Raw genomic sequence first — 24,496 nt, 5'->3', positions numbered from 1 at the left:
CTCGTTCACTATTGAAGTTCAAAGGTGGTAAGATCATTTTTCGTGTTAGGAAGCTCACAGCCTTGGCTTCCCTCTCTGTAAACCGTAAAAATGTTCTCATGTCCTTATCGTTACTTTTTCGTTCATATATATTTGTTAACTCATTATACTCGCATAAAACACAAAATCAATACCATTTTTTAATTATTTTAAATTTTCAATCTTAAATGATATAAAAAAATACACTCATCCCTAGGAAAGGGACGAATGTGTTTTCGTGGTTCCACCCTTGTTCCAACCTAGACTTATTTCCTTCTAGATTGCTCAAGTTCAGATAACGGCTGATACCGTCAATAATTACTAGATTACTCGTTCACTATTGAAGTTCAAAGGTGGTAAAACCATTTCTCGTGTTAGGAAGCTTGCACCCTTGGCTTCCCTCTCTGTAAACCGTAAAAATGATTTCGTGTCCTTGTCATTACTTTTTCGTTCATGTCTATTTGTTAACTTATTATAGTTATCAAATTTTTAAAAAGCAAGCCTATTTTTACTAACTATTTTCAATGTGTTTTTTTATTGTATTTCACAATAATATTTTACAACGGCCGCTCCATTTACCTATTTTGTAATTTTTCAACTTGTAAATCAGCGGTTCATATATAAATACCCCATTCTAAAATGAGTAGATCTCCATCTTTTAAAATTATATTAATAAAGAATTTTTAATATAATCTTTTCTTATAACTTTCTTCTAAAGAACGTGCAGCATCTTCTTCTGTAGCATTCACTTTCGCATGCTCCAGTAACATTTTTGCAGCAGAAGGTAACTCTTTTGTATTTAACCATGACTCTGGATCCCACATCTTAGAACGAATAAAAGCTTTTGCACAATGAATGTAGCATTCTTCTATTTCAACAACAATTCCAAGTAACGGATTGCGTCCATTCGCCTGCATCTCTTTCAAAATTTCTTTATCGTTTGTAATATATGCTTTACCGTTTATTCGGAGTGTTTCCCCAAGACCAGGAATAAAAAAGATTAACCCTACGTGCGGATTTGAAATAATATTTAAAATTGAGTCTATACGACGATTGCCCGGCCTTTCCGGAATGATAATTTTATTTTTATTCAATACATATACAAATCCAGGTGCATCCCCTCTTGGCGAAGCATCACACTCTCCTAATTTATTTGCAGTAGCTACTACTAAAAAAGGAGATTTAGACAGAAAATCTATGCAATGGTGGTCTAGTGATGAAATAACTTTTTTCAAAGCTCGCTCACTTGGTTGCCCCAATATTTGTCTTAATTCTTCCTCTGTTGAAATAATCGATTTTATTTCCCTATTTTCTATCCCCACTATTAATCACTCCTTTTTCTTTATTTTCCCAAAATTCAATACGAATATTGTATAATAAAATTTGCAGAAAGGGGAATTAAAATGACAGAGTGGTTAACGATATTTGATTCTGAAAAAAATACACTTGGAAAGAAATTACGTGATGAAGTGCATCGTGACGGTGATTGGCACGAAACCTTTCATTGCTGGTTTGTAGAAAAAGATGATGAAGATATGTTCTTATATTTCCAATTACGCTCTAAAAATAAAAAAGAGGCTCCGGGTATATGGGATATTACTTCAGCTGGACATATTATGCATGATGAAGATGTAAAAATTGGCGGCCTTCGTGAAGTTGAGGAAGAATTGGGGCTTTCCTTTCAAACTACTGATTTAGCATACAAAGGAATCTATAAAATAGATTATGAAATTTCAAGCCTTACTGATCGTGAGTTTTGTCATATGTATTTTCACAACGTAATGCAACCACTTCTATTTGCACCAGGTGAAGAAGTAGACGATGTGATGAAAGTACATGCAACTTCTTTTCTACAACTACTAAAAAAAGATATTTCATCTATAACGACTACTTCTGTTTTAAACAGTAATCCGATAACGATAACATTTGAAGATATTTATTCATATGATCTTGAATATTATGAATTTGTTGTAGAACAAGGAAAAGAATTGCTAAAAAATAATAGTTTATAAATAAAATAGGACCCCTAGCTTATAATATCCGGGGAGTCCTATTTTATTTATCATCATTGTTCAAGGAGCTTCAACCTTTTCTCTACTTTTATAAATAAGCGAATAATTAACAACAGCATAACAATCATAACCGCTATCATTGTATGCGGATATCTAAACAGTATACTAATAACACTTCCGATTAACATCATGATGAAACCATTTTGTTTCATCACTTCTGCACTATACCTATTACCCGCATCCCATAGTTCCTTATTTTTCATAGATCGCTTCGTACGATAACCATATGCCGCGTTAATATCTGTCGGTGGATTTTTTTGAAGTATAAGTGCAGCAAGTATAAATATAACACCAATCAATATGCTCATTCCTATGTTTACTAGTGCATCAATCAATTATATCCCCCCCTAACTCACCCTCTCATTATACGACACAACCCTATCATTTCCAATTTATAACATATTCAATTTCTTTCTTTCGATGTCTGAAACATGCTTGGAAGTGTTACAAAACGTGCCCCTTTCGTTTTTAACTGCGGAATTATTTTGTCTAGTGCATCTACAGATCCTTGTAAATGCCCACCTGGTGTTGAATGCTGAAGGATGACACTGCCAGGAAATGAGTTCCCTAACACATTATTTGTAATCGTATCAGCGCTTACGCCTTTCCAATCAACTGTATCAACACTCCACTGTACAATCATAAAATTTTGCTCTGTTGCCCACTTCAATTGATTTTCAAGTATTTCACCGTACGGTGGACGAATAAATTTCGGTGCATAACCAGCTAAATGATTTAATATTTCTTCTGTTTTTACAATTTGATTACGGTACTCAGCATCAGTTACTTTCGCTAAATTCGGATGGCTATACGTATGATTGCCAATTACATGCCCTTCATTCGCAATACGCTTTACTACATTCGGAAACTTTTCTGCATTTTCACCAAGCAAGAAGAATGTAGCTTTCACATTATGTTGTTTTAACTTATCTAAAATTTTTGGAGTAAATACTAAATCTGGTCCATCATCAAATGTAAGAGCTACTTCTGCTTTATTGTATGGTCCTGAAAATGCGTACGCATATTTTTCGACCCACGAAAATGGTGTCCACGATCCACGCTCATCAACTTTCATTTGTACTTCATAGTTGTGAGGGATATATGCGTATGGCAATGAGCTTATATAGTCTCCATAATAAAATGAGTTATATGGCATGTAGGCATACGAAACATCTCGTTCTAGTCCCCATTGATATGGAGCAAACATTTCTGACGAATAAAAATAATACATGATTAAAAACCTCCCTAAAATTTCATATGTGATTCATCTGCACTTTGTTAGAGAAATTGTTATTCATGAACAAAAATAAGACTGTCCATAATTAGGACAGCCTTACTGCTTTACAAAATTAATAAATCGATGTACTATCTTTCGACAAAACTTTCACATGTTTTAAATAACTTGTCACACTGTCATCATCACCTTGCGGGTATTGATATCCATAAGCGTTAGCAATTTCGTTCGCAACTTCTCTAAATAGATCTCCCATTACAAAGAATGACTGCCATATATTTTCATATTCTGCATTTGAAAATGTCTTTCTAAATTGCTCCCACATATCTTTTTCAAAATATTGCTCGAAATGCTTACCAAACTTTCCGGTATTCACTGTAAAATTTGTTTTCATACCAATATGCCACTCTAGCATTACAACCAACATATCTCGTACAGGGCCTTCAAGCATCCCTTTCACATATGAAAGTTCCTCTCTCCATAACCCTTTCCCTACATTTGTACTGCACCACCAAAATTCATTACAGCAATCCAAAAACTCTTTTTCTGTCGGCTTTTTTATCATGTAATCATTATCATTTGCTGGTGCAAACTCGCCAATACAATTGTCTTTATCCAGTAGTAATTTACTTAAACTATCCTGCCCAATAAATTTATTTATTAAATCCACTGGAACTAGCATTAAATCAATCCGGTTTCCATCCATGAACTGCATTAAATACGGAAATTTCCCGTCTTCATCAGCTGGAAGTAACGACATTTCTTCCGGCATTTGGACAATCATTATTTCTCCAAATCTATGAATCCAATTATGATTAGACGTAAAAGATTGTATATCTTTTACAACATACATAATATCATAATCTTGAAAACAGTCTTTTTTCACATTTGGATTTACACGTGATCCATTCATGATGACTGCTCGAATTCTTTCATCCTCTTTTGCTGTATTTATAATTAAGTCTAGCATTTCTTTTTCAGTTCTCATCTATTCCTAACCTCCAATTTTTTATATAAACTTATATTGTTATGTATGTTGGAGGTCCACGAGCTAACTGCGTTGCACACAATACATGTTATAATTTTTGAAACTTCTTTTTCATCCCTTTTACCTCCTTACATCACTCTTTTACGACTGCCATTACAAATCTATCATACCCTTTACTTCCGACAGTTTGAAGCGCTGTAGCACTTACACGAGGCTCCGCAGCTATTAGCTCATAGAAACGGCGTATGCCTTGTACACGAGGGTCATTACTAGTATTGTCAATAACTTCTCCTTCACGTACTACGTTATCCCCAATAATTACAGTACCAGGGCGTGATAGTTTCAGTGCCCATTCAAAATAAGCAGGGTTATTTTGTTTATCAGCATCTATGAAAATAAAATCAAATGGTTCATACTTCTCATTTTCTATTTGTTTTAAAGAATCTAACGCTAATCCTACTCGTATTTCAATTCTATCATTCAAATTGGCATGCTCAATATTGCTACGTGCAATTTCAGCATGCTTTTCACTTGCTTCTAATGTAACAATTCGTCCTCCAGATGGCAATGCTCTTGCAAGCCATATCGTGCTATATCCACCTAAAGTACCAATCTCTAAAATGTTACGAGCTCCTTGAATTTGTACTAATAGTTGTAAAAACTTCCCTTGAGTTGGCGATACATCATACGCCGGCAAATTAGCTGAAGCATTTGCTTGAAGAACTTCTTCTAATATAGAATCTTTCGGTATTAATACATCACTTATATATTGATCAACAGCCGTCCATTTCTCAATCGTACTCATGAAAATACCATCCCCTTTAATTTTTTAATACTTTTCTACCATTCACATTAAATTATACCGAAAATTCAGTTTCATATACAAAAAATAAAGAAGGGACACCCACTCCATTACAGAATAAATATCCCTTCTTTATTTTTAACTTTAACCCTTACGGATTAGTAGACCAAAGTCCAGCAGATTTAATAAATGTACGTTTATTTAACTTCAGCTGCGCTACGATAAACTCTGCAATATCTTCTGCTTGCATAACTTTATCCGGATTTCCATCAGTTAATCCTAAATCTACAGCCATATCAGTCGCTACTGTACTTGGAGTTAAAGCCGTTACACGAATGTTATGTTTACGAACTTCCATTGCTAACGATTCTGTTAAACCAAGAACACCAAATTTAGAAGCACTATATGCACTTGTTACAGGTGCACCTTTTTGTCCTGCTGTAGATGAAATATTAATGATATCACCAGATTGTTGTTCAATCATGCTTGGTAAAGCGGCACGAGTTGCATAGTATACACCCATTAAGTTTACTTGAATGATTTTTTCCCAATCAGCAACGTCTAATTCTAAAAACTTACCGAACTTAGAAATACCAGCGTTATTAATTAAAATATCGATAGATCCTAAACCAGTTTTTAACGTTTCAATTGCAGTAGTTACCTCTTCATACGAAGATACATCAGCAGTCGCAATAACAGCTTTTACGCCTTCTGCTTCCACTTCTTTCGCTACAGCTTTTAAGTTTTCTTCTGAACGAGCTAAAAGACCTACATTTACGCCTTCTTTCGCTAATGCGATCGCTACAGCACGACCAATACCTCTACCTGCTCCTGTAATTAAAGCATTTTTACCTTGTAATAATTCTGCCAAGTATAACACTCCTTAATCTTCTCAGTTATTTATTATATTAAAAGTGTATCTATGTTTATGTAAAAAGGCAATGATGCACTTTCATGTGCGTAGGTTACTTATAAGTAACTATAGTAATGGTAAATGCATTTTTAAAGAAAAATAGTGTTAGAAGACGCTCCTCTTAACACTATTTTTCTTCATGATTCGGAATACGCACAATAAATTTTGTACCATTCCCTTCCTCACTTTCGGCCTTTATTTCTCCTTGATGAAGGTCGAGTACTTTTTTTACAATCGCTAAACCTAAGCCACTTCCTCCATAAGCACGATTTCGTGAAGAATCCGCTTTATAAAAACGCTCAAAAACATGTTGCTTCTGTTCTTCTGATATACCAATTCCCGTATCATGAATACTTACTTCCTGGAACTCCGCATGTTCTTTTAACTGAATTGTAATCGTACCACCATTTGGCGTGAATTTAATACTGTTATGAATTAAATTGATCCATACTTGACTCATACTTTCTTGGTCGGCAGTAATATGCACTTTCTCTAAATCCAGATCTAACTCAATTTCTTTTTCAGCCCAAAGCGGTTCAATATTTAATACAATTTGCTTTAATTGTTGATCTAATCGATAAGGCACCCTTTCTGGTGTATACTCTTCAGACTCTAAAAGGGTTAACTTCAGTAAATTTTGACTCAATTTAGATAATCTCGTTGTTTCAGTTTCAATAATCGTAAGGTAATGCTTTCTTTTTTCCTCAGCAAGATTATTATCTTGTAGTGCTCTAGCGAACCCTTTTATAGAAGTTAATGGCGACTGTATTTCATGCGATACATTCGATACAAATTCTTGGCGCATTTTCTCCATCGCATTCAGTTCATCTGTCATATCATTTATACTTTTTACGAGCACACCGATTTCTCCATCATACTTTTCTTCATTTCGTATTTTTACGGAGAAGTCTCCTTTTGCAATTTTTTGTATCGGTTCAATAATCGTCCAAATCATTGCCTCTCGCTTTGGTCTCATTAATACTCCGATCAATACCCAAATAAGAACAATAAATACAAAGCCGACCATGTCACTAATTAGAAACGTAACAAAAGGTGATATGTTTATTTCAAGAGCATTTATAATACTTGATGATACATAAAATGCTATAGACCAAATTATTGTTAAAAAAGAAAAGAGCGCTAATACCGCTCCAATTACTTTCAACATCTTCAAGTTACTCATTCGTTTTCTTTTTCTCATTTACTTACCTCTAAGCGATACCCTAATCCTCTAATCGTTTTAATACTAAATTTCGACTTCTCTTCTTGGAACTTCTCACGTAACCGATTAATATGAACGTCTAATGTACGTTCATTTCCTTCAAAATCATATCCCCATACATCTTCAATTAATTGCTCTCTCGAACAAGTCCTTCCCGCCTTAGATCCTAATGTAAAGAGTAACTCGAATTCTTTTAGCGGTAACGTAACCGTTTGTTCTCCCAGTGTCACTTCAAACGTTTTACGATTTAACAGTACATTTCCAACTTGAATCGATTGCGATACTGTAATTTGGTAACGTTTCAATAATGCCTTTACTCTCACCACTAGTTCTATAGGGTCGAATGGTTTTACAAGATAATCATCTGTTCCAAGGTGAAATCCTTTTACTTTTTGCGACGTTTCCCCTTTGGCAGTTAGCATTAGAATCGGGATATCATAGTATTTTCTTAATTCAAAACATACATCAAACCCATCCATATTTGGCATCATAATATCAAGAATAACCATATCGACTTTCACTTCGTCTATTTTCTGAAGAGCATCTAGTCCATCAATTGCCTCATATGTTTGAAAACCTTCTCGCTCTAAAAATACAGAAACAAGTTCTCTAATGTGCGGATCATCATCTACCATTAAAATTTTAGGTATCAAGGAATCATATCCTTTCTGCTTAACATACTTTTTAGCACTCTAAAATCAACAATCAGTGAAGTGTCCCTTCACTGATTGTTTTCATTCTATAATGCTCCTTCTTTAATTTTCAATTGTTGCATTGCAAATTCACGGTACATGTCATGTGTACGTAATAACTCATCGTGCGTACCGCTTCCTGTAAGATTCCCTTTTTCAATAAAGATAATTTTATCTGCATCTACAACAGTAGAAAGTCTATGTGCAATAACTAAAGTTGTTCTGCCTTTCATTAAGTTATTTAATGCCTTTTGAACGACAGACTCTGATTTACTATCCAAACTTGAAGTCGCTTCATCTAACATAAGGATTTGCGGATTTCGTAGTAACGCTCGAGCAATCGCAATTCGTTGTCTTTGCCCTCCAGAAAGCTTCACACCGCGCTCTCCAACCTCTGTTGCATATCCGTTTGGTAAATCATGAATAAACGCATCAACATATGCCATAGCTGCTACTTTTTCAATTTCTGCATCCGTCACTTCGCCCTCAACACCGTAGCAAATATTATTACGAATCGTTCCATCAATTAACGGACTATCTTGTGAAACGTAACCAATTTGACGTCGCCATGACTGTAATGAATATGCTGTAATTGGTTCTTTCCCTAATTTTATGAAACCACTAGTTGGCTCATAAAAACGTTCTAACAGCGAGAATAAAGTTGTTTTTCCGCTACCACTTGGGCCTACAATCGCTGTTACTTTTCCAGATTCAATCGTGAAGTCGATATTTTTCAACACTTTCTCTTCTTCGTTATACTCAAAATGTACATTTTCAATAACGATCGACTGCTTCGCATTTGTAACATTCATACCTGTCTCATGATCTTCTACTTCATATTCTAAAATCGTATTAATTCTTTCGGTTGCACCAATTGCTTTTTGGAACTGAGTAAAGAACATAGATAACTGACTCATTGGCATAATAATTTGAACTAAATACAAAATAAATGCTACAAGTTCACCTGTTGTTAATGCACCGCTAGAAACTCGCATTCCACCATACCCTACGATAATAACAAGTAATGCCATTAAAACAAAGGACATAACTGGTGAAATTAACGCTTGCACTTTTCCTTCTTTTAAACCAAATTGCAATAACTTTTGTATCCCTGTATTACCTGTTTCATATTCTCTTTTTTCTGTATTTGAAGATTTTACTAAACGAATTTCTGATAACACCTGTGTTAACACACTTGTAAACGAAGCTGTTTCATCTTGAAGTGCTTTTGAAATCTTATACATTTTCCGTCCAAGTGGAACTAAAATTAGTACAGATAATGGAATAACCGTTAAGAGTAAAGCTGTCATTTTCCAGTCTAAAACAAATAATACAATTAATGATCCAACAATCGAAATACCACCTGTTAATAAATTTGACAAATGCTCAGAAATTAATGTTTTCACAACACCTGTATCATTTGTCATACGACTAATTGTATCTCCCGTTCTGTTTTGATCATAATAAGACACTGGTAAAATAAGTACCTTTTTCCACAATCGTTCCCTAAGTCCAGCCACAATTTTTTGTCCAATATAATTCAATAAATAAATAGACAATCCCGCAGCAATTGTTTGAATAATAAAGAATGCAATTAATCCAACAATTTGTCCCGTACTAATTGAAGAAAGTGAAAAATTATCAACTAAACCTTTTGTCAGCATTGGAATAAACAAACTCGCTCCAGTAGAAAGTAAGCTCATTAGTAATGCAAAAATAAGAATGCCTTTCGGTGGATTTGTATCTTGAATAAGACGTAAAAACTGCCTCCAATTCCCTTTTTTCTTTTCTGTATCCCTAACTTCCATTGTCGTTCATCTCCTCGTTATAAACAAAACTATTATCGCTAAAACTAGAATACGCTATAAATGTAAACTGAATGTAAACACACTTTTTCTATTTTTACAAAATATACATATAAACTCATCTTTACAACAAGTATAAACATCTGATATTATTACCTGGTACTTATTATTCTATGCGAATTATAGACTACGCATAGAATAATAATAACTGATTTTATCAATTAGCTAATTTAAAATACTATATAAATCTCCAGCATTGAAAGGAGTATCCTTTTTGCAAACAAATAAACATTCCGAAAAGGAAACAATCATTTTTATTCATGGATTAGTTGGAAATCGCCGCGCCTTCAAAAAAGAGCATAAACGATTTTCTGCATCCTACAACATTATAACTTATGACTTATTAGGTCACGGCGACGATAAAGGAGAAGCTATCGACTTTTCAATACAGCGCCTGGTAGATCAATTATTGAACTTGTATGAAAAAGAGGGAATTAAAAAGGCTCATATTTGTGCTCTAAGCTATGGCTGTTATATCTCTACGACATTTGCACAAATGCATCCTGAAAAAGTATTGAGCATTTGTCATATTGGTGGACATTATAATAACCCTTCCCATTTATATAATGTTTTTCAAAAATTTTGGGAAAAACGTGGTGATGAATATTCATCTTGGCTTTCTCAGTATGCTAGTACTATTTTTCCAAGTGGAATACTAAGGGCAAATCCGTTCGCTGTTATTTCACGAAATATCTATTACCGTTTCGGATTACAATTACACTCGTCCATTATTGCTGAGTCATTACGACACCGCTTAGAATTCGACTTGAAATCTAAATTAAAAGCACTTCCCCATCCTATATTATGGGTGATGGGCGAACATGATCATCTCTATAAATCTTGTCTCTTTGATTTAAAGTCCATTCTTCCGAACGTTTTATATAAAGAAATTCCATTAGCAGGTCATGCAGCAAACTTATTCCGTCCAAACTATTTTCATGATTTATATGCTAAGTTTTTGCATGGGAAATTGACATAAAGTGAAACTTTAATGAGTGGGATTGTCCACCCCACTCATTATTTGCCCGAACCCGAATGAACTTTGAAGCGGGATAAACACTACTATACTGTTAGTTTATCTAACTATGAAAAAGGCTTCCCAAGTTTCCCTGGAAAGCCTTTTCTCTATACAAAAAGTATAAAAAATACTTTTTCTTAGTATGCTTTTGTGTAACCTGTTAGGTGTTTAGCCCAGTAAGAGTTATTAATTGAACTAATTCTTACACCAACACTTTCATTTTCTGCACTAATGAACTGACCGTTTCCTAAGTAAACACCCATGTGAGAAAGACCTGGTTTATAAGTGTCAGAGAAGTATACTAAATCACCTGGTTGTGGATTGCTAGTTTTTGTTTTAGAGCTCCAGTATCCAGCAACTGTTTGACGAGCGCCTGAATGACCAGTTTGATTTAATACGTAGTGAATGAATCCACTGCAGTCGAAACCAGCAGTAGTTTGACCACCAAATACATATTTTGAACCATTTAAAGATCTAGCGAATCCAGCGATTGAAGATGTATCTCCACCTGTTGGCGCTGTTGGTTTTTGTACTTGGTTCGTACCTTGGTTACCACCAGTAACTACATTGTTCACTCCGCCTTTTACAAACTTAACAAAGTCTGCACTTACGTAACCTGTACGGCCGTTATGGTTAATTTTGTACCAACCGTTTTCAGCGCCAGTAACGTTTAATACTGTACCGTTCGTTACCCCACCAATTACAGCATTATATGTAGCTGGGCCTGTACGTACTTTTAAAGCACCCGTGTTAACAACATATGAACCACCAGTTTGAACTGTAGTAGTATTGTTGTTGTTTGTAGTTGGTTGTTGTGTTTCGTTAGAAACAGCTGAACCACCTTTTGTTACGAAGTCTTTACTTACGTATCCAGTTCCACCATTGAAGTTAATTTTAAACCAATCTTGAACTTCACCTACAACTTGAACTGTTTTACCTTTATTTACAGAACCTAAAACAGTATGAGATGCACTTGGGCCTGTACGTACGTTAAGTGAAGAAACGTTTACTGTATAAGTACCTGTTCCTTGTTGAACAGTAGTTCCTTTATTGCCACCTTTTGTTACGAAGTCCCCACTTACATAACCTGTTTGGCCATTTACATTAACTTTGAACCAACCATTTTCTTGTCCAATTACTTGTAGTACTTGACCTTCTTTTACTTTAGAAATAACGTCATGTCCTGTACCAGCACCTGAACGTACATTTAATACATCAGCTGTTACCGTGTATTTTAATTCAGAAGTTGTTTCTACAGTTTTTGTTTCAGTTACAGTCGTTTGAGTTTGTGTTTGAGTTTGTCCATTAATTTCTTTTAGCGCATCATTTGAAACTTGTGCATGAGCAGAATCCATTCCTGGAACTGCTACGCCTGCTACAGACGCTGCTGCTAAACCTGCGATTACTTTTTTCATAAGTTGTCTTTACTTCCTTTCCCTACTATCCTCTTGAGAAAAACTATAAACTTAATACTTTACAATATTATCAAAGTAAAATATTCATCCAGTTCCATTTTTTAGCAAGAGTTTTATTTTTCACACGTCGTTCATTTTAAACGATTGAAGTGAATTCCGTGTGAACTTCATGTGAACTTTACCATTAAACAGTGTGTTTTTGCAACGATTTTCTCAATTTTTTTATGTATTTCATCAAAACCTAATACTTCATTTAGTTATTCCGATATAAAATTCACATTTTATATCAAACATAAAGATTTCATTAATCTAACGTAAATACACAGTACTGTTTCTAGAAAATTCTTTTCATGAAGTATATTCTTATCATGACAAAAAACACTTCGTTTATCAATAGTATAATATTTAAAAAAAACTAACTTTCTATACTATCTATTATTTTAAACAAAGTGGTGATTTGTAAGATTTCATACACAAAAATTCCATCCCACTCGTGAGCATTCCCATTCCAAGAAACGCAATTGACTATTTGCTTTTTTCACTAACTATGGAATTATTAGGGGTTAATTGATAAAATATGTATAGTCACATAAAAAGAGGAGTTACATTCGTGGAAAAAATTATAGACGATCACATACATAAAAATATAGAACTATACTATGCTCTTACGCAATTATTATCATTTACAACATTTAAAAAAGTAACAACTATAGAAACAAAGAAATACGAATTAAAAGAGCAGATGAAAACAATTCAGTACGAAAACCCATACCACGTATAAAAAGGTGAACAGATTATATCTCTGTTCACCTTTTTATTTTATTTGTAAATTTTCACACGAGTTTCTAATGGCTGATATTCTTTATCTCCTGCAGAAACTACTGGTTTACCAAATGGCATTTGAGCAACTAACTTCCAACTTTCTGGTACATCCCATTCTTTTCTTACTTCCTCATCAATTAACGGATTGTAATGTTGTAATGTAGCACCAAAACCTTCAATTTCTAACGCTGTCCAAATTGCGAATTGCAACATTCCTGAAGAGTGTTGAGACCATATAGGGAAATTGTCTTTGTATAATGCAAAGTTCTCTTGCAAACTTTCTACTACTTTACTATCTTCGAAATATAGAACTGTTCCATAGCCACTTTTAAATGCATTCATTTTCTCTTCAGTAGGTGCAAAATTATTTTCAGGTACAATTTTTCGTAACGTCTCTTTCGTAACGTCCCATAATTTGTCGTGTTGTTCACCTAGTAATACAACAACTCTTGCACTTTGAGAATTAAAAGCCGAAGGTGTATGTTTCACAGCATGATAAATCACTTCTTGAATTCTTTCATCAGAAACTACTTGCTCTTTACTAATCGCGTAAATAGATCTTCTGTCTTCAATTGCTGAGTAAAAATCTTTTGCCATTACAATTCCCTCCAATTTTCATTTGAGGCTATTTCATATGTATACATCATATTGCGCCCCATGAACTTATTATTAATAAGTTCATAACTTTATAATATCAACAAACAATACTAAACTCAAATAATAACACTCACATTTTTTACCTTTTTACTTCCTATGTTTTAAATAAAAAAGCAGTTTATCGTTACCAAAAATAAGTAACAATAAACTGCTTTACTTAATTAACTAATCCAAATGCATAAGACATTAACTTATTCGTCTCTGTAAAACGTTTTGTTTTACCTTTTGTCCCCATGACAACTGTAATAATGCGATTATCGCCTTGTTTTGCAGTACCTGTAAAACAATACCCTGCGCTATCTGTAAATCCTGTTTTTAATCCGTCTATTCCTTCTATATATAAAGCTTTATTATTTTTGTTTAACATCTCATTTGTGCTTGTAACATTAACATTATTAAATGCTAACTGACTTTGACGTAAGTGAGTCACTTCTAATATCTCTGGGTAGTCTTTTATAAGATGATACGCTAATTTTGCTACGTCAGCTGCTGTCATTTTTGTTTCACTTCCGTCGGGCTCCTGTAATCCGGAAGCATTCGCGAATTTAGCTTTATCTGACATTTCTAATTGCTGGGCTTTTTCATTCATAAGTTGAACAAAGTTTTTTTCTGTCTTAGCTACATGTTCTGCTAAAGCGACAGCCGAATTATTAGCCGATTCAATCATTAACGCATGATATAAGTCCTTAACAGTTAATGTATCATTTACTTGCATTGGGATTTTTGCACCCTCTGTTTGTGCCGATTTCGCACTTATTTTTACTGGATCTTCCCATCGGACTTTCCCATTATGTATACTCTCTAAAACGAGATATGCTGTCATCATTTTTGACATACTAGCAGGGGCAACAGCTTCATTTTCATTATTTTGATAAATAACATCTCCATTACTCGCATCGATAATAATAGCTGCTTTTGCATCAATTTCTGGTGGTATATATTTTGGTGGAACTACTTTTTCAGATAGCCCTGTTTTAGGTAGCTCTGCCACTTGTAAAGGCTGAGTATCTACATTTGTTTCACTCTTTTGAACTCCTTGGAAAAAGAACCAACATATACCTAGAATTACTACTAATAGGATTGTTAATCTTCCCCATTTTAACCGATTCATTCTAAAACTCCTTTAGCAAACCTTTTATACACTCATGTTTAACCATAACAACAATTACTTTAAATCGTCAAGGCAAAAAGCATATTTATTCATCTACAGCAATTATAATTTCAACCTCGTTCTCTTTTTCATATGTGTTACACTAAAAACAACGAAATATAAGAATATTCAATAACACTTAAACACCAAAACACTATATAGATAGAAAGGATTTATACACATGATACTTCCAAAAGCATTAAAATATGGCGATACAATTGGTATCTACTCTCCCTCTTCACCAGTAACCTATACTTCTCCAAAGAGATTTGAGCGAGCAAAATTATATTTACAAAAGAAAGGGTTTCGTATATTAGAAGGTTCACTAACAGGTCAATATGATTATTATCGTTCAGGGAGCATTAAAGATCGTGCTGAGGAACTAAATGACTTGATTAGAAACCCTAACGTTTCTTGTATCATGTCGACAATTGGCGGCATGAATTCAAATTCATTATTACCTTATATTGATTATGCTTCTTTTCAAAAAAACCCCAAAATAATGATTGGCTATTCAGACGCAACAGCGCTATTACTAGGAATTTATGTAAAAACAGGAATTCCTACATTTTATGGTCCAGCACTCGTTCCTTCTTTTGGTGAATTTGAGCCTTTCGTAGATTGCACGTACAAATATTTTGCGGATACTTTATTAACTGATCAACACCTTCCTTACAACATAAACCAGCCGTTATTTTGGTCAGATGAATTTATTAATTGGGAAGAAAAAACGAAAGAAAAAGATCTTCGACCGAACAATTGGATTTCAGTAATTGGTGGGAAAGCTACTGGACGTATTATTGGTGGGAATTTAAATACTATACAAGGTATTTGGGGTAGCCCCTATATGCCACATATTCAAGAAGGTGACATTCTCTTTATTGAAGATAGCTCAAAAGATGCATCTACTATCGAAAGAAGTTTTTCATCACTTAAAATTAACGGCGTTTTTGATAAAGTTTCAGGTATCATCCTTGGAAAACATGAGCAATTTGATGATTGTGGTACAAATCGAAAACCTTACGAAATATTATTAGAAGTATTACAAAATCAAAAACTTCCTTTTCTAGCCGATTTTGATTGTTGTCATACGCATCCAATGATTACTTTGCCAATAGGTATTCAAGCAGAGATAGATGCAACAAATAAAACGATACATATTATAGAGCGATGGAGAGACTAACGACACTTATTCCACTATCTTGTAATGCTGAAAAATACAATTACATTTTCAATAGAAGAAAGTGGATATCTCTCATAATAAATAGTACCTAATGTCTTCTGTTGTTTTACAATAGAAGACATGTTACTATATATTTTGGAATGTGAAACGATAAGCCAAAACCTATGATATGTACTGAAAAATCGATTTCAATATACATTATGTAATAAGAAACTATTGATTAAATACATTCATTTCAAATGTATGTATTTACATGTAAAAGAGAGTGAATATATGAAACCAACTATTAAAAACTATGTATTTTTGCATGTGGCCTTCTTGATATATTCTATCATTATGGTTTACATGAAATGGGCATCTCAATTCCCTATTGCATCAATTTCATTTTTTATTGCTTACTTCGGACTTGTTGTACTTTTATTCGGATATGCAATTCTATGGCAACAAGTCATTAAGAACTTTGAAATTTCTAGAGCATATTCACACCGTGGGATTATCATACTATGGTCAATGCTTTGGTCAGTATTCCTATTTGGAGATACGATACAGTGGAATCACATACTTGGCGCAGCTATTATTATCGTCGGAATTGTGGTGGTGACAAAAGATGAATAGTTATATGTTATTATTGATATTTGGGATAATTTTAGCCAATTACTCACAAATATTATTAAAAAAGGCTACTTTACAACAATACGATTCTAGAATAAAAGAATATGTGAATCCTTATGTTATCATCGGCTACTTTTTATTTGTAATTAATGCCGGATTAAATGTGATCGCCTTAAAGGGTTTGGCATTAAAGCAAGCATCTGCATTAGAATCATTAAGTTATATCATCATTTTAATTTTTAGTTGGTACTTCCTAGGAGAGAAAATAACGAAACGAAAAATCATTGGCAACATTATTATTGTCATTGGTGTAATCGTCTATTGTATACAATAATAAAAAGATCCGTTTATGCTAAACGGATCTTTTTATTATTGCCCTAAATTTTGAACCTTATCTTTCAAATCACGAACTTGTTCTATCGTCTGCATAAGCTCAGAGTTTTTAAACTGCTCTACATTCATTTTTCCTTCTTCTATCTTTTTCATAGATGTATCAATTAATGTATTTAACTTTTCATTATATCCGACGATTTGCTGGTGAAGGTCTTTCGCTACATCCGGTGGTGTTAATTCATTAAAAGCTGGTATATCTTGTTTAATTTCAGTAAGTTTCGTTTCCAGTTCTTTTCGAGCTTCTCCATCATTAACGGCCTTTTCAGCTAATGCTGGTGCTTCATTTGCAAATGCACTTATTTCATTTACATAGTCTGTCGCTTTTTGAGCATAATCTATGGAGTTCTTTCCTTCCTCTACTAGCGAACATCCCATCAAACCAATTGAAACTACAATTGAAAGTAACATTGTTTTTGTAAACTTCATTTTTACCTCCTAAATAATTGTTATACTTTTCTTCATTTATAAACACTTTGTTTTCTTCTTATACACTTTATCACATCATATCTTATTTTTTAATCTTCCTTTTATATATTCTAGAGAAATCATTATTATCCTGTTCAACATGTACTTCGAATAACTTATCATATATTTTTTCATTTCCACCTCGGAACTATCTTCATGTAAATACAAAAACAGACATACTTATTTTAAGTACATCTGTTTTCGAGGTCAGTATGACTCCCACTAATTAAAGTTTCTCTTTATCCTCTCACACGCCCTATTACCGTTACAATATCTATGTCTATATGTACACTAACAATATCTTCTATAATGTCTGTATATCCTTGACCTAAAGGTGTTCCGTAATGTAGTAAAATCTCTTTTTTTTCATAAACTGACTTCGGTACTGTAAAAATAAATTTCCTCATATTCCGTTCATCAGCAGGCTCCAGAATTAAAACAATGCCATCCTCTTCAAACATATAATCACGCCTTCCAACAATCCATTCACTATGGCTCAAGTATTGCCTTGAAAGGATAGGTTTTAAACACCCTTTCTAACAAATATATAACCATTTCATGCTCAACTAGCTTATACGGTCTATATGATTTCACCACAAATACAAAAAACACAAACCTTGAACTATCAATAATTTGTGTTTTTTTGCATTTCATTCTTATATACCTTTATCAAGCTCGTATAATCTACGATATTTCTCATTTTCTTTCAGTAGCTGTTCGTGACTACCTTGCATAGCGATTTGGCCACTATCAAGGAAAATCACTTCATCTACATGTTCAATTCCTACAAGATGATGTGTAATCCAAATAACAGTCTTTTCTTCTGTTGCAGAAAACATTGTTTCTATTAAGGCTAATTCCGTTTTAGGGTCTAAACCGATAGTCGGTTCATCAAGTACAATGACCGGCGCTTCTTGCATAAGAGTTCTTGCAAATGCTACCCTTTGCCTTTCTCCGCCAGAAAACCTCTTTCCCATTTCATGCATTTTTGTTTGTAATCCATCAGGAAGAGAAGCAATGTGCGGTGCTAGCTGTGCTTTCTCTAAAGCCTTCCATATCTCTTCATCATTAGCCTCTGGTTTACCAATCCGCACATTATTTCCAATTGTCGTATCGAATAAATGTGGTTTTTGGTTTAATACAGAAATATATTTTGACAAAAAATCCGTATGAGCTTGTTCACCATTCAATATAACTTGGCCATTCACCGGACGTAGTGCCCCAGTTAACAGTTTTAGTAAAGTAGATTTCCCTGTTCCACTTCTACCTAAAATAGCAATTTTCTTTCCTGCCTTTATTTGCAATGATACGTCTTTTAATACGGATTCATTACTATTCGGGTAATTATACGACACATTACTCAGTTCAATATCTACATGTTTTGGTACAACGTATTCTTTATCTCCAGGTAACTCCTTTCCATCATCTAAAGAGCTATCACTTTCTACGACATTAAGCCGATGAACAGATTCTATATAAGATGGAATTCGATCAATAGCATCTGATACAGGAATAAGCACATTCGTCACAGATAATGTCATTAATACGAATGCTGCGATAACTGTAGGGGCAATTTGTTCACTTGCCGCTTGATTGCCAGTCCACAAAATCATCGAAATAACTACAATACCTACTATTAAATGAATGATACTATCCCGAATATGGTACCAGCGTTTCACTCTCTTTTCTGTCTTTAACAGCTGGACATTTTGCTCTACATACGCATTAATAAATTCATCTTTTCTACCACTCGCCTGCCAATCAGATAACCCAAATACAGCATCTGTCAATTGTTGATACAAACGATTTCTTCCTCGCTTCAAAGCAACATGATGTCGTTTCATCAAAAATAGTGATACGAATGGAAGAAGAAAAACAATAACAGCTAACATACAAGCCGCGATAAGTGCAAATACTAAGTCAAATGCACCGATAACAAGTACGAAAATGCTATATACAACTAACGCTAATATACTAGGGAATATTGTACGTAAATATAGATTCTGTAAATGTTCTATATCATCAGACAATACACCTAGTACATCACCAGTTTGAAATCTTGAGCGCAAAAATAACGCCTGTGGTTCTACAATTCTATATAGTTTTGTCCTCATTTTTTCTAAAATTCGTAGAACGACGTCATGCCCTACTAAACGCTCTAAATAATGAAAGACAGCTTGCCCTATACTAAACGCACGCGTTGCAACTATAGGAACATATACAACCATTACATTTTCTGGTCTGAGAGCAGATTTAGAAATTAAATAACCTGAAATGAAAAGTAACATCGCACCTGAACTAACTCCAAGAAGCCCGAGGAAAATAGTCAACGTCATTCTACCTTTATTTTGCTGTATATGAGGTTTAATCCAGTTACTCATCGCTCTCCCCTCTCTTCCCTATGAAAATGTAATGTCTCATTCTTTAAAAGCTCTTCATATGTTCCACTTTCTTTAATTTCCCCTTTATTTAAAATAAGAATATGATCCATTTGCTTCATCCAATGGAGACGATGCGTTGCAAGAAATACTAGCTTACCTTCAAACAGACGTAACATCGATTGCTTTATTTCAAATTCAGTTTCAATATCAAGATGTGCTGTAGGTTCATCTAATAAAATGATTGGCTTTTTACTTAAAAGTGCACGTGCCATAGCGACACGTTGTTCTTGTCCGCCACTAAGCATACGTCCACCTTCTCCAATTCTTTCGTACATCCCATGTGGTAATAATGCAACGAGCGAACGAAGACCAACTTCATTAATAACTCTCTCAACTTCTTCATCAGTTGTATTCGTTTCATAGAAACAAATATTATCTTTTAATGAAAGTGGAAAAATATAAGGTTGCTGCGGAATATAAGCAATATTTTTTTGCCAATCTTCTCGAGTAGATTCACCAATTTCCACACCATTTACTAACATCTTCCCACCCGAAGGAGGTAGAAATCCTGCTAACACATCGATTAACGTTGATTTCCCTGCCCCACTTTCACCAATAATGCCTATAGCACCGTTACCTTTCCAAGTAAAATCAATTCCCTCTAATATAGCCTTTTCAGATTCATCATTCTTTACTTTTACATCTTGTAATTTCAAGCTGCTAGAAGAATTCCATACTATATCTACATTTGAATCTTTCTTTTCTATTTCTTTTTGTTTCTGTAGAATTTCTTCTATTTGCTCCATTGCAAGTTGTCCATCTAATGTAGCATGATAATTCGCTCCAACCTGTTTTATCGGCAGAAAATATTCCGGCGCTAAAATTAAAATCGTAAGAGCTGGCAATAGTATTATCGTTCCATCTATTAACCGTATCCCTAATCCGACTGCTACAAATGCAATTGATAAACTCGTAAAGAAATCTAATGCAAAAGAAGAAAGAAAAGCAACTCGCAAAGTACGCATCGTTGCTTTTCTATATCGTTTACTTACTTTTTCAATCTTTCCTTCGTGCTGTTTACTTTTCCCTAAATACTTTAATGTTTCTAATCCTTTTAACGTATCTACAAAATGATTAGAAAGTACACGATATGTCTCATATTGGCTATCCGCCATTTTCTGCGCTGCTAATCCGAGAAGGATCATAAATATAATCACGATTGGAATCGTTACACCTAAAATGATTCCAGACTCAATGTCCAGTGTAAAAACATATAGAACGATTATTACTGGTACGATACTACTTCTAATCATTTTAGGAATTGTCAATTCAATATATGTTTTAAATTTCTCAATACCTTCTATCGATAAAGTAACCAGATGACCAGTCCCATTCGTTTGGACAAATCTCGGTCCTAACGTAAAATATGCTTCTATTAACTTTTTACGTAATGCAAATCCTGTTTTTTCAGCGAAACGCTCAACCAATATTTGCGATGTTCGCACCAACATTTGGCGTGCTGCAAACGTGATCCCAAAATAAACAGTTTCATTTAGCACAGCTTGCACTGTTTCTCCATGAAATAAAAATGTGATCGCTCGTGCTAAAAACACTGTCTGTGCAATAATACTACACGCCTCTAAAATGCTAATAAGGCTTAAAGTCACATATAAAGCTCGGCTACCAGGATACGACGGAAGTCCTCTTTTTCTTTTCATTAGTACTCCAAATCTTTGTCTGACTTAACAGGTTGTCTAAATACATAGAAACTCCATATTTGACTACCGATAACAAATGGTAAAATAGCAAGAGAAAAATAGCTCATCAGTTTTAATGCATAAGGTCCTGATGCCGCATTATAAATTGTCAAATCATTTACCGCTCCTAATGAGCTAATCATGACACGCGGGAACATACCGATGAACACACTTGCACTGAGCAAAATGATTGTTAAGCTCGTCATAAAGAAGGCCCAACCATCTCTTCTTCTTTTATTTAATAAAGTAGAAACAAATAGTGCTACAAAAGCTCCAATCGGAACCATTAGCCACTCTGAACCATGTGCAGTGAAAATATCTGTTTTCCATAACCCTACAGCTGCAAAAACAAGAAGTGTTATTAATGCAAAAGGTGCAATCTTTGCTGCGGCAATACGTGCGCGTTCTCGTAATTTTCCTGTTGTACGTATAGTAAGAAATTGCAAACCATGAACAATACATAGAAGAAGAAACATAACTCCTCCAAGTAATGCAAATGGGTGAAGTAATTTCATAAATCCGCCTACCATATTTTTACTTTCATCAATTGGTACACCTGTCATAAAGTTTGCAATTGCAACTCCCCAAAGTATAGGAGGTAGCATGCTTCCAATAAACATGCCCCAATCCCAGAAACTTTTCCACTTATGGTTTTCTATTTTCGCACGGAATTTAAAGGAAACACCTCTTATAATTAATGCAAGAAGCATAAACACAAACGGAATATAGAACCCACTAAATAAAGTTGCATACCAATGCGGAAATGCCGCAAACATAGCGCCACCAGCACAAACAAGCCATACTTCATTAGCGTGCCAAAACGGTCCAATTGTATTTAAATATATACGCTTTTCCAAATCATTCTTTCCTAAAAACCTTGAAACGATTCCTACACCAAAATCGAAACCTTCAAGTACAAAGAAGCCAACGAATAAGGTTGAGATAATTAGAAACCACAACTCATTAAGAGATAACATACTCTTCCTCCTTATCAAATGGATCATGGCTCTGATAATCCTTTTTCGTTTTCTTATTCGCATGTCCTTTAATGATACGAACGAATAAGTAAACAGTAATGCCTCCAATAATTACATATAGTGATGTGAATGAAACAAGAGAGAATAATACTTCTCCAAATGAAACGTTTGGAGATACTGCATCTTCTGTTTTCATAACACCGAAGACAACCCAAGGCTGACGTCCCATTTCAGTCATAATCCAACCTACTGTATTTCCGATAAACGGTAGTGCAATTGCATATACCATTAATTTTAAATACCAAGTTTTTTCAGCTAAACGATCTTTTCTTGATAAGAACCAGCCGTACGCTCCTAGAAGAAGCATGAATGTTCCACTCATTACCATCGCTCTAAAACTCCAGAACATAATATGTACTGGCGGAATATAATCTCCGGGTCCATATTTTTCTTCATATTGTTTTTGAATTTGATTCATCCCTTCAACTTGACCGCTAAATTTATCGTATGACAATAGACTTAGCATATAAGGGATTTGAATTTCAAACGAATTTTCTTTCTTCTCTGTATCAATTTTCGCAAATACTGTAAATGGCGCTGGATCCTCACTCGTATTCCATAATGCTTCAGCTGCCGCCATTTTCATCGGATGTGTCTTAATTAAATTTTGCGCTTGTGCATGACCGAAAAATAATACCAATGCTGTTGAAATTGTTCCAACAACGATAGAAACTCGGAAAGACTTCTTAAACACCTCAGTCTCTTGTTGTTTTGCAATTTTCCATGCGCTAACACCAGCAATAAAGAATGCACCTGTTGCAAGTGCCGCTGTAATTGTATGCGGGAATTGCACCCATAGTTGTGGATTTTGAATAATCGCCAAGAAATCATTCATCTGCGCACGTCCATCTGCAGCCATTTCATATCCTACTGGGGACTGCATAAATGCACTTGCAGTTAAAATCCAAAATGCGGATAACATTGTTCCTATTGAGAGGAGCCAAATACATAAAAGGTGAACTCGCTTCGGAAGTTTATCCTCACCGAATACCCATAAACCTAGGAATGTAGACTCAATGAAAAATGCTAATAAACCTTCAATCGCCAGTGACGGTCCGAAAACATCACCAACAAAACGTGAATATGTTGACCAGTTCATACCAAACTGAAATTCTTGTAAAATACCTGTTACAACACCTACTGCAAAGTTAACAAGGAATATTTGTGTCCAAAACTTTGTCATTTTCTTATAAACTTCTTGTCCCTTTACCACATACAACGTTTGCATTAACGCAATGATAAAAGCTAAACCAATAGATAGCGGAACGAAAAAGTAATGAAAAATCGTTGTAGATGCAAATTGTATTCGTGCCAATTCGAGCGTTTCCATGCTAAAGTCACTTCCTTCATAATTTTTTATATCGTAATATCGATTGAATTGTATGAATTCACTTCATAACGAACAATTCAATCATTTGGAAATACAAAAAGATAAATTCGTTTATGTACTTTCTGAAAATATAGATTGTCAGTTTTTTAGATAATTACAAAAGAACTTTCTTCATACGATTTACCTTTTCACTATTTCAGTAGTGTTTTATTCGTTAATCGAATTGTATAATATACTTACATAATAAATTCAGGTGATTTTTGACGTATTATTGACAGGATTTTGTCTGAAATATGTCTTTTGTAATTTTTTTGAATTTGATTTCTTACATTTAAAAAACGTATTTTTCAAACATATAACATACTCTTATATCAATTATTATTACGTTTCCCTCTTCATACGCTTGACTTTCCTCTTAAAAAATGTCCTCGAATCAAATCCGAAAATACGCTAGATTTTTGTCAAGAGAA

24 protein-coding genes and 2 other annotated features (1 of these 26 running past the window's edge) are annotated in these 24,496 nt (G+C 34.2%); of the genes, 6 read left to right on the top strand and 18 right to left on the bottom strand.

The window, feature by feature from the left end; genetic code table 11:
- Positions 1-120 (bottom strand) — a binding site (T-box leader) (it extends 112 nt beyond the left edge of the window).
- A 115-nt stretch (positions 121-235) separates the two neighbouring features.
- Positions 236-467, bottom strand: a binding site (T-box leader).
- 234 nt (positions 468-701) lie between these two features.
- Entirely contained in the window at positions 702-1,340 is a 639-nt protein-coding gene (locus tag KPL75_RS23755; RefSeq protein WP_219918021.1) for a pyridoxamine 5'-phosphate oxidase family protein, read from the bottom strand.
- 81 nt (positions 1,341-1,421) lie between these two features.
- On the opposite strand from KPL75_RS23755, the gene KPL75_RS23750 reads away from it, so the two are divergent.
- Complete coding sequence (locus KPL75_RS23750) at positions 1,422-2,030, top strand: NUDIX hydrolase (protein ID WP_219918020.1); 609 nt, start codon at positions 1,422-1,424, stop codon at positions 2,028-2,030.
- Between the two features lie 53 nt (positions 2,031-2,083).
- Here KPL75_RS23750 and KPL75_RS23745 read toward each other — a convergent pair whose 3' ends face one another.
- The 8 genes from KPL75_RS23745 to KPL75_RS23710 form a co-directional block, all read right to left on the bottom strand.
- Positions 2,084-2,422 carry an SdpI family protein gene (locus KPL75_RS23745; RefSeq protein ID WP_219921155.1) on the bottom strand — a complete coding sequence of 113 codons (339 nt, stop codon included), beginning with the start codon at positions 2,420-2,422 and terminating at the stop codon, positions 2,084-2,086.
- A 71-nt stretch (positions 2,423-2,493) separates the two neighbouring features.
- Positions 2,494-3,321, bottom strand: a complete 828-nt coding sequence (locus KPL75_RS23740) for a peptidoglycan-N-acetylglucosamine deacetylase (RefSeq protein ID WP_219918019.1) — start codon at positions 3,319-3,321, stop codon at positions 2,494-2,496.
- 118 nt (positions 3,322-3,439) lie between these two features.
- A complete protein-coding gene (locus KPL75_RS23735; RefSeq protein WP_219918018.1) occupies positions 3,440-4,312 on the bottom strand; it encodes an aminoglycoside 6-adenylyltransferase in 873 nt (290 codons plus the stop codon).
- A gap of 133 nt (positions 4,313-4,445) precedes the next feature.
- Positions 4,446-5,117 (bottom strand): O-methyltransferase, encoded by a 672-nt coding sequence (locus KPL75_RS23730; RefSeq protein ID WP_219918017.1) that lies wholly within the window; start codon positions 5,115-5,117, stop codon positions 4,446-4,448.
- A 148-nt stretch (positions 5,118-5,265) separates the two neighbouring features.
- Positions 5,266-5,985 (bottom strand): 3-ketoacyl-ACP reductase, encoded by a 720-nt coding sequence (locus tag KPL75_RS23725; RefSeq protein WP_000818988.1) that lies wholly within the window; start codon positions 5,983-5,985, stop codon positions 5,266-5,268.
- A gap of 169 nt (positions 5,986-6,154) precedes the next feature.
- Positions 6,155-7,228, bottom strand: a complete 1,074-nt coding sequence (hitS, locus tag KPL75_RS23720; RefSeq protein ID WP_219918016.1) for an envelope stress sensor histidine kinase HitS — start codon at positions 7,226-7,228, stop codon at positions 6,155-6,157.
- Positions 7,225-7,902, bottom strand: coding sequence for an envelope stress response regulator transcription factor HitR (gene hitR / locus KPL75_RS23715; RefSeq protein WP_219918015.1), 678 nt, complete (start codon positions 7,900-7,902; stop codon positions 7,225-7,227). Before hitR ends, hitS begins: the two co-directional genes overlap by 4 nt.
- An 86-nt stretch (positions 7,903-7,988) precedes the next feature.
- Positions 7,989-9,749: an ABC transporter ATP-binding protein gene (locus KPL75_RS23710; protein WP_219918014.1), complete on the bottom strand. Its 1,761-nt coding sequence runs from the start codon at positions 9,747-9,749 to the stop codon at positions 7,989-7,991.
- 271 nt (positions 9,750-10,020) lie between these two features.
- On the opposite strand from KPL75_RS23710, the gene KPL75_RS23705 reads away from it, so the two are divergent.
- Positions 10,021-10,785 carry an alpha/beta fold hydrolase gene (locus KPL75_RS23705; protein WP_219918013.1) on the top strand — a complete coding sequence of 255 codons (765 nt, stop codon included), beginning with the start codon at positions 10,021-10,023 and terminating at the stop codon, positions 10,783-10,785.
- Positions 10,786-10,961: 176 nt separating this feature from the next.
- Here KPL75_RS23705 and entFM read toward each other — a convergent pair whose 3' ends face one another.
- Complete coding sequence (gene entFM, locus KPL75_RS23700; protein WP_219918012.1) at positions 10,962-12,239, bottom strand: enterotoxin EntFM; 1,278 nt, start codon at positions 12,237-12,239, stop codon at positions 10,962-10,964.
- A 610-nt stretch (positions 12,240-12,849) separates the two neighbouring features.
- Between entFM and KPL75_RS23695 the strand changes: the two genes are divergently transcribed.
- Positions 12,850-13,020, top strand: a complete 171-nt coding sequence (locus KPL75_RS23695; RefSeq protein WP_219918011.1) for a hypothetical protein — start codon at positions 12,850-12,852, stop codon at positions 13,018-13,020.
- Positions 13,021-13,058: 38 nt separating this feature from the next.
- Here the strand turns inward: KPL75_RS23695 and KPL75_RS23690 are convergent, their stop codons facing one another.
- Positions 13,059-13,658, bottom strand: a complete 600-nt coding sequence (locus KPL75_RS23690; protein ID WP_219918010.1) for a nitroreductase family protein — start codon at positions 13,656-13,658, stop codon at positions 13,059-13,061.
- Positions 13,659-13,875: 217 nt separating this feature from the next.
- Positions 13,876-14,829 (bottom strand): D-alanyl-D-alanine carboxypeptidase family protein, encoded by a 954-nt coding sequence (locus KPL75_RS23685; protein ID WP_219918009.1) that lies wholly within the window; start codon positions 14,827-14,829, stop codon positions 13,876-13,878.
- Positions 14,830-15,049: 220 nt separating this feature from the next.
- Between KPL75_RS23685 and KPL75_RS23680 the strand changes: the two genes are divergently transcribed.
- The 3 genes from KPL75_RS23680 to KPL75_RS23670 all read left to right on the top strand — a co-directional run bounded on the left by KPL75_RS23680 (position 15,050) and on the right by KPL75_RS23670 (position 16,997).
- Positions 15,050-16,051 (top strand): S66 family peptidase, encoded by a 1,002-nt coding sequence (locus tag KPL75_RS23680; RefSeq protein WP_219918008.1) that lies wholly within the window; start codon positions 15,050-15,052, stop codon positions 16,049-16,051.
- Positions 16,052-16,324: 273 nt separating this feature from the next.
- A complete protein-coding gene (locus tag KPL75_RS23675; protein ID WP_002086172.1) occupies positions 16,325-16,666 on the top strand; it encodes an EamA family transporter in 342 nt (113 codons plus the stop codon).
- Complete coding sequence (locus KPL75_RS23670) at positions 16,659-16,997, top strand: EamA family transporter (protein ID WP_002200850.1); 339 nt, start codon at positions 16,659-16,661, stop codon at positions 16,995-16,997. Before KPL75_RS23675 ends, KPL75_RS23670 begins: the two co-directional genes overlap by 8 nt.
- A gap of 35 nt (positions 16,998-17,032) precedes the next feature.
- Here KPL75_RS23670 and KPL75_RS23665 read toward each other — a convergent pair whose 3' ends face one another.
- The 6 genes from KPL75_RS23665 to cydA form a co-directional block, all read right to left on the bottom strand.
- Positions 17,033-17,482: a DUF6376 family protein gene (locus KPL75_RS23665; protein ID WP_219918007.1), complete on the bottom strand. Its 450-nt coding sequence runs from the start codon at positions 17,480-17,482 to the stop codon at positions 17,033-17,035.
- Positions 17,483-17,760: 278 nt separating this feature from the next.
- Positions 17,761-17,982 (bottom strand): hypothetical protein, encoded by a 222-nt coding sequence (locus KPL75_RS23660; RefSeq protein ID WP_105586942.1) that lies wholly within the window; start codon positions 17,980-17,982, stop codon positions 17,761-17,763.
- Positions 17,983-18,177: 195 nt separating this feature from the next.
- A complete protein-coding gene (cydC, locus tag KPL75_RS23655) occupies positions 18,178-19,902 on the bottom strand; it encodes a thiol reductant ABC exporter subunit CydC (protein WP_219918006.1) in 1,725 nt (574 codons plus the stop codon).
- The gene (cydD, locus tag KPL75_RS23650; RefSeq protein WP_219918005.1) at positions 19,899-21,620 is read right to left on the bottom strand and encodes a thiol reductant ABC exporter subunit CydD; all 1,722 of its coding nucleotides are present in this window, start codon (positions 21,618-21,620) and stop codon (positions 19,899-19,901) included. Before cydD ends, cydC begins: the two co-directional genes overlap by 4 nt.
- Complete coding sequence (cydB, locus tag KPL75_RS23645) at positions 21,620-22,636, bottom strand: cytochrome d ubiquinol oxidase subunit II (protein ID WP_002148716.1); 1,017 nt, start codon at positions 22,634-22,636, stop codon at positions 21,620-21,622. The genes cydD and cydB overlap by 1 nt, the downstream gene beginning before the upstream one ends.
- Entirely contained in the window at positions 22,623-24,026 is a 1,404-nt protein-coding gene (cydA, locus tag KPL75_RS23640; protein WP_219918004.1) for a cytochrome ubiquinol oxidase subunit I, read from the bottom strand. Before cydA ends, cydB begins: the two co-directional genes overlap by 14 nt.
- Positions 24,027-24,496: the final 470 nt, after the last annotated feature.

The organism is Bacillus sp. NP247, from assembly GCF_018966865.1.
Lineage (GTDB): Bacteria > Bacillota > Bacilli > Bacillales > Bacillaceae_G > Bacillus_A.
Note: the sequence above shows the minus strand (reverse complement) of the source record. Positions and strands in the feature narration are given on the sequence as shown.

Bases quoted from the DNA above. Each gene is read 5' to 3' on its own strand.
- KPL75_RS23750 (WP_219918020.1), top strand. From the start codon at position 1,422: ATGACAGAGTGGTTAACGATATTTGATTCTGAAAAAAATACACTTGGA.
- KPL75_RS23740 (WP_219918019.1), bottom strand. From the start codon at position 3,321: ATGTATTATTTTTATTCGTCAGAAATGTTTGCTCCATATCAATGGGGA.
- KPL75_RS23735 (WP_219918018.1), bottom strand. From the start codon at position 4,312: ATGAGAACTGAAAAAGAAATGCTAGACTTAATTATAAATACAGCAAAA.
- KPL75_RS23730 (WP_219918017.1), bottom strand. From the start codon at position 5,117: ATGAGTACGATTGAGAAATGGACGGCTGTTGATCAATATATAAGTGAT.
- hitS (WP_219918016.1), bottom strand. From the start codon at position 7,228: ATGAGAAAAAGAAAACGAATGAGTAACTTGAAGATGTTGAAAGTAATT.
- KPL75_RS23710 (WP_219918014.1), bottom strand. From the start codon at position 9,749: ATGGAAGTTAGGGATACAGAAAAGAAAAAAGGGAATTGGAGGCAGTTT.
- entFM (WP_219918012.1), bottom strand. From the start codon at position 12,239: ATGAAAAAAGTAATCGCAGGTTTAGCAGCAGCGTCTGTAGCAGGCGTA.
- KPL75_RS23690 (WP_219918010.1), bottom strand. From the start codon at position 13,658: ATGGCAAAAGATTTTTACTCAGCAATTGAAGACAGAAGATCTATTTAC.
- KPL75_RS23685 (WP_219918009.1), bottom strand. From the start codon at position 14,829: ATGAATCGGTTAAAATGGGGAAGATTAACAATCCTATTAGTAGTAATT.
- KPL75_RS23680 (WP_219918008.1), top strand. From the start codon at position 15,050: ATGATACTTCCAAAAGCATTAAAATATGGCGATACAATTGGTATCTAC.
- KPL75_RS23675 (WP_002086172.1), top strand. From the start codon at position 16,325: ATGAAACCAACTATTAAAAACTATGTATTTTTGCATGTGGCCTTCTTG.
- KPL75_RS23670 (WP_002200850.1), top strand. From the start codon at position 16,659: ATGAATAGTTATATGTTATTATTGATATTTGGGATAATTTTAGCCAAT.
- KPL75_RS23665 (WP_219918007.1), bottom strand. From the start codon at position 17,482: ATGAAGTTTACAAAAACAATGTTACTTTCAATTGTAGTTTCAATTGGT.
- KPL75_RS23660 (WP_105586942.1), bottom strand. From the start codon at position 17,982: ATGTTTGAAGAGGATGGCATTGTTTTAATTCTGGAGCCTGCTGATGAA.
- cydC (WP_219918006.1), bottom strand. From the start codon at position 19,902: ATGAGTAACTGGATTAAACCTCATATACAGCAAAATAAAGGTAGAATG.
- cydD (WP_219918005.1), bottom strand. From the start codon at position 21,620: ATGAAAAGAAAAAGAGGACTTCCGTCGTATCCTGGTAGCCGAGCTTTA.
- cydB (WP_002148716.1), bottom strand. From the start codon at position 22,636: ATGTTATCTCTTAATGAGTTGTGGTTTCTAATTATCTCAACCTTATTC.
- cydA (WP_219918004.1), bottom strand. From the start codon at position 24,026: ATGGAAACGCTCGAATTGGCACGAATACAATTTGCATCTACAACGATT.